Source organism: Herpetosiphonaceae bacterium, assembly GCA_036374795.1.
In the GTDB taxonomy this organism is placed as follows: Bacteria; Chloroflexota; Chloroflexia; order Chloroflexales; family Kallotenuaceae; genus LB3-1.
Genome location: DASUTC010000124.1, coordinates 1 through 5,677, shown reverse-complemented (window position 1 = coordinate 5,677; position 5,677 = coordinate 1). Strand labels below are relative to the sequence as shown.

At 63.7% G+C, this 5,677-nt stretch carries 5 protein-coding genes; 3 read left to right on the top strand and 2 right to left on the bottom strand.

Annotated features, from left to right (window positions below):
- Window positions 1–2,720, top strand: a 2,720-nt coding sequence (locus VFZ66_08840; GenBank protein HEX6289283.1) for an SDR family oxidoreductase, incomplete at its 5' end; no start/stop codon positions are given.
- Window positions 2,721–2,911: 191 nt separating this feature from the next.
- On the top strand, window positions 2,912–3,424 hold the full coding sequence (locus VFZ66_08835; GenBank protein ID HEX6289282.1) for a GNAT family N-acetyltransferase: 513 nt from the start codon (window positions 2,912–2,914) through the stop codon (window positions 3,422–3,424).
- A 51-nt stretch (window positions 3,425–3,475) separates the two neighbouring features.
- Here VFZ66_08835 and VFZ66_08830 read toward each other — a convergent pair whose 3' ends face one another.
- Complete coding sequence (locus VFZ66_08830; protein HEX6289281.1) at window positions 3,476–4,267, bottom strand: hypothetical protein; 792 nt, start codon at window positions 4,265–4,267, stop codon at window positions 3,476–3,478.
- Between the two features lie 458 nt (window positions 4,268–4,725).
- On the opposite strand from VFZ66_08830, the gene VFZ66_08825 reads away from it, so the two are divergent.
- Window positions 4,726–5,172: a hypothetical protein gene (locus VFZ66_08825; GenBank protein HEX6289280.1), complete on the top strand. Its 447-nt coding sequence runs from the start codon at window positions 4,726–4,728 to the stop codon at window positions 5,170–5,172.
- A gap of 78 nt (window positions 5,173–5,250) precedes the next feature.
- Here VFZ66_08825 and VFZ66_08820 read toward each other — a convergent pair.
- The coding region (locus VFZ66_08820) for an ATP-binding protein (protein ID HEX6289279.1) at window positions 5,251–5,677 on the bottom strand (427 nt) is incomplete at its 5' end.

Here is a 5,677-nt window from a genome sequence, read left to right as displayed (position 1 = left end):
CGGCCTGCGTCAGCGGCGTGCTCACGCTGGAGGATGCGCTGCGCCTGGTGGCGACGCGCGCGCAGTTGATCCAGCAGCTTCCGGCAGGCGCGATGCTGGCGGTGGCGGCCAGCGAGGCGGCGGTGCAGCCCTACCTCGGCGACGGCGTCTGTCTGGCGGTGGTCAACAGCCCGACCGCCTGCGTGCTCGCCGGGCCGCCTGCCGCGCTGGCCGCCGTGAGCGCGCGCCTGGAGGCCGCCGAGATCGCCTGCCGTCCGATCGAAACCAGCCATGCCTTCCACTCCACCATGCTCGCGCCGATCGCCGCGCAGGTCACGGCCCTGGCCCGCCGCCTGACGCTCAGCGCGCCGCGCATCCCCTACGTCTCGAATGTGACGGGCACCTGGATCACGGCGGAGCAGGCGACCAATCCCGACTACTGGGCGCAGCACATGGTCCAGACCGTGCGCTTCGCCGACGGCGTGGGTGAGCTGTTGCAGCAGACGGACCTGGCGCTGCTGGAAGTTGGCCCCGGCCAAACGCTGGGCTTCTTCGCGCGGCAGCATCCTGCCTGCACGCATGAGCGGATGTCGCACATTCTGCACACGCTGCGCGGACGGCACGAGCGGCAGGACGATCAGGCGCTGCTGCTGACGACGCTGGGACGGCTGTGGCTGCTGGATGTGCCGATCGACTGGCAGGGCTTTTACGCCGACGAAACGCGCCGCCGCATTGCGCTGCCGACCTATCCCTTCGAGCGCCAGCGCTTCTGGATCGAGCCAAAGCAGGGAAAAAGCAGCGTCCAGGTGTCAAGCCGGACCGAACGACGGCCTGACCTGACGAACTGGTTTGCGATGCACTCCTGGAAGCGCGGCAGCCCGATCACGATCGCATCCGTTCAGGAACGGCTCGCGCAGCCGAGGTGCTGGCTGCTGTTCCTTGACCAGTGCGGCATCGGGCAGGCGGTGGCACGTCGGCTGGACCATCATCAGCAGCACGTTGTCACCGTCACCCCAGGAGCCGGCTTCGATCGCACCGGCCCGACCAGCTTCACGATCCGCCCCAGCCAGCGCGAGGACTACGATGCGCTGCTGCGCGAGTTGAGCCGCGAGCAGAAACTACCCGATCAGATCGTCCACCTGTGGAACGTGACGCCGCCAATCAACGGAGCCGACGAGACGGAGGCCGGACTTGCCAACCTGCTTGATCATGGCTTCTACAGTCTATTCGCCCTATGCAAGGCGCTCGGCGAAGTCGATCTGGAGCACTGCCACATCAGCGTGATCTCCTCGGAGATGCAGGAAGTGACGGGTACCGAGCAGCTTTGTCCAGCCAAAGCGACCGTGCTCGGCCCGATACGTATGGTTCGGGAAGAATATCTGAACCTGAGCAGCCGCAGCATCGACATCGTGCTGCCTGGCGATCATGGTGCGCTCGATGCCTTCGCGCAGCGCGTGGTGTCCGAAGTGCTTGCGTCCGACGACGAGCAGATCGTGGCTCTGCGAGGGCCGCATCGCTGGGCACAATCCTACGAGCCGTCGCCGCTCGCCGCGTCAAATACGAGCCGGCTGCGTACCGGTGGCGTGTACCTGATCACCGGTGGTTTGGGCGGTATCGGCCTGGCAATGGCCGAGCATCTCGCCGACACCTACCAGGCTCGACTCGTCCTGGTTGGTCGCAGCCCCTTACCACCGCGTGAGGAGTGGTCGACGATCCTGGAAACTGCCGATACCACCACGGGCGCTGGCCGCCGCATCAAGATCGTTCAGCAGTTGGAAGCGCGCACCGATGTGCTGGTCCTCCAGGCCGATGTGGCTGACGCCGCCCAGATGCGCGCTGTGGTCGATCAGGCCCTTGCCCGGTTCGGCACGATCAACGGCGTGCTTCACGCGGCAGGTGTTCCGGGTGTCGGCATTATGCAGCGCAAGACGACCGAGGCCGCCGCCGCTGTGCTCGCGCCGAAAGTGTACGGGACGCTGGCCTTGAGCCAGGCGCTCCGCGAGGTTCCGCTCGACTTCATGGTGCTCTTCTCATCTGTGACATCGGCGACCGGCGGCGGGCCGGGCCAGGCCGACTACTGCGCCGCGAATGCGTTTCTCGATGCGTTTGCCCGCAGATACCATCATCATCACGGCATGACCGTGGCGATAAGCTGGGGCGAGTGGCTGTGGGATGCCTGGCAGGAGGGCTTGCTCGGCTTTCCCGAAGACGTTCGCGCAATGCTGGTTGCAACACGCCGCGCGTACGGCATCAGCTTCGATGAGGGTGCCGAAGCCTTGCAGCGCGCGCTCAGCCACGACGTGCCGCATGTCTTCGTCACCACCCAGGACGTGCTCGCGATGGTCGAGTTCAGCCGCAAATCCTCGGCTGCGGAGGTCTTCAAGCAGCTTCAGGAAGAGCGCCAATCGCGTCCGCTCTATCCCCGGCCCCCGCTTGGTACCCCGTACGTCGCGCCGAGCAACGAGGTGGAGGAGGAGATCGTCAATATCATTGGCGATGTCCTGCGCATCGAACAGATAGGTATTCACGATAACTTCTTTGATCTGGGCGGTAATTCGCTGATCGGCATCCAGATCATCGCGCGACTCCGCCGTTTCTTCCAGACCGATGTACCGATCACCATTATCTTCGACGCGCCCACGGTCAGTGAGATGGCATTCGCCATTGAGATGATTTTGATCGAGGAGATTACGAGCCTTGATGAAACCGAGGTGGAAGAGCTGATTCAGCACCCGACATAATGGCCGCACCCGATCGTGGAATGCCGTAGGCCGAGCGAGCCGCTTTCATCGAGCATAGCACCGATCTCGGTTACAATCATCCAGATGCATCACTGTTGAGATGCCTCAGCAGTGATGCATCTGTTATTGATCTCAAAAAGGCGCTTCTATAAAGGCGCTTCTATCAGGGCAGCGAACGGGAAGGATGCAGAGTGCTTCAGCTTGAAACAGCGCGGCTGCGACTCCTGCCGTGTTCGGAGGAGATGGCGCGCGCGGCTATAAGCCAGCGCGCTGAGCTTGAAAATCTGGTGGGCGCGCACGTGCCCGCCGCGTGGCCGACACCGGATCTATGCGATCTGCTGCCGTTTTATGCCGATCACCTGGCGCGCGATCCCGCCTGGCTTGGCTGGGGAGTCTGGCTGCTGCTCGATGACTCGGCGCGCACGCTCGTCGGCGACGCGGGCTTCAAAGGGCCGCCCGATGCCGGAACGGTCGAGATAGGCTACGGCGTGCTGCCAGCGTTTCAGCGCCGAGGCTACGCCACCGAGGCAGCCCGTGCGCTGGTCCGGTGGGCCTTCGCCCAGCCGCAGATCGAGCAGATCATCGCCGAGTGCCTCGCGGACAACGTACCCTCGATCCGGGTGCTGCAACGCCTGGGCATGCAGCCGCGCCCGCCCGCAGCGCCGATGCTGAGGTGGGAGTTGCGCCGGGAAGCGGCGCGCTAAGCACGCAGGCGGGTCGGATGAGCGATGTATGGGCGTCGGGGCGGTAAAGGCTCAATCTTGCTTGAAACGAGCGACGACCTGCCTGGCCTCCGCCGCGTGTCGGGGCGGCACGGGCACCCGTAGCTCTTCCCCGGTGGGGTTGTAGCGAAGCCCGCGCCTGTAGTACGTAAAGATCAATACGTGGTCGGGCGCTGACTCATACGTCACACCGTCCAGCCACCGGCCCAACCCGCGCCAGGAGTGCCACTGCCGATCCAGAAGCACGCCGTCGGTCGTGATAGAGATCGCGCCGCTGCCCTGCCGCTTCATGAGACGCAGCCGGATCTGAGCGGCAGCCCAACCGATCGCGCTGAAGCTGCTCATAACTGCCATGATTGCGGCAAAGTCGATCCATGCCTGAGCGGTGCTCGTCGTCTGTGAGCTTGAGCTAAACACGTCCCAGAGCGTTACGAGGCTCCCAATCACCACTAAGATCAGGATGAATTGCAGCGTTTCCCGCGTGGCTCTGGCGCGCTGATCCTCGATATAGCGCTGCCAGGAATTGCCGCTTACGATCCAGGATGCAAGCAGCTTTTTGCTGGCGAGGGTGCGTGCCAGGCGGCGGGTTTGATACCACGAGGATAGCGCCAGAATCACACCAGCCACCAGAGCCAGGATGCCGCCGAGCAGCAGCAGAAAACCGATCGCGTCATCGGGCGCGGTTTCAGGGGCGGGGCCGTTCACCATAGACCGTACAAAGGAAAGGACGATCAGCAGCAGGCCAGCGCCGAAAGCCACAAGGTAGCGCACCTGCCCGACACGTGGCGGACGAGCCGGAAGCGGTGACAAGCTTGATTGGGTCATAGATCACTCCGGGTGAGCTAAGTGGTCGATCATCGTGTTGGGTGGTCGGGAGTGCATCTGTAGCGCGCTCCCGACCACCGGAATAAACGCCGTAACCTGCTGCGGCAGGCTAAAATCCCCACTTTGAAGCGGCGACCGCGTAGGTCCTGTCATTAAGCGGTGGAGCGTCGGAAGATGACTTTGACAGTGCGTTCGGACCGCGAGCAGGCTGTATGGTACACGGGCCACTGCCCAGCTTGAAACAGGATAGATGGTTGATTCAGCACCAGGCGATCGGCGGTCCTGAGTAGTACCAGCTCTCAAGCGTCCACAGCTCCGCGCAGAGCTGGAGCGTGATCGCTCTCCGAACAATTACTCATTAAACGCCATTTAACCATTTTTGACGATTGTCCTGGTACTCCTTTCCTATGGCCTGCCTGCGTCGGCCTGGTTAGAGTCAGAGCGAAAGGAGCATGATCATGAGGTTGACCAAGATGATAGCGCCGCTGATCGCGCTGGCGTTGGCGACGGGCGGCGTTACAGCCGCAGCGCCGAAGAAAGCCGAGCAGCACTGCGTTGTGGTTCTGGGCGAGGAGCAGAACATGCAGTGCTACAGCAGCGCGGACGAGGTCGTCGTTCCGCAAGGCCATATTAAGATGGCAACGTTGTTTGACGGCGGAAAGTGGGACGGCGCGACGCTCAGCATCTACAACAACGACACCGTTGGCTCGTGCGGCGGTGGCGTGCCCAACCTGGGCGCGCTTGGCTGGGATAACCGTGTTTCGTCGTTTGCCAATCATTGCGGCATCCTGACGTTCTACTACGGCACGAACTACTGCTGCGCGATGAGTCCGGGCTACGGCCAGGGCTGGTTCAGCTTCACCGGCACCACCATGGACAATAATATGTCGTCTCTGCGCTGGTAGCTGCCAACGACAGGCCGATGAACACGCACGCGCCGGATATACACTCCGGCGCGTCTGCGTTGGCGGCGTGGGCTGCGGCTAGGAGCGCTCCGTCGCCCGCTGGGCTGGCATGCGCGCGCGGATCGAGGTGCCGCTGCCGGGTGTGCTCGTCACATCAAGCGTGCCGCCGAGACGCGCCGCGCGCTCGTGCATCGAGCGCAGGCCCAGGTGGCCCGGAAACGACTGTGCCGGATCGAAGCCTCTGCCGTTGTCCCGCACGGTCAGCGCCAGCCGATCGCGGTCCGCCGCCAGCTCTAGCTCGACGTGGGTGGCGTGCGCGTGCTTGACGATGTTATGCAGCGCCTCCTGGGCGATGCGGTACAGCGCCTCTTTCTGCTCGATCGGGATCTCAGGCTCGGCGCAGAGCGTGCTCTGCACATCGATGTTGTGGCGCGCGCGGATCGAGGCCGCCTGCTTGGTCAGCGCGACGACCAGGCCCTCCAGCTCCAGCGATTCGGGCCGTAGC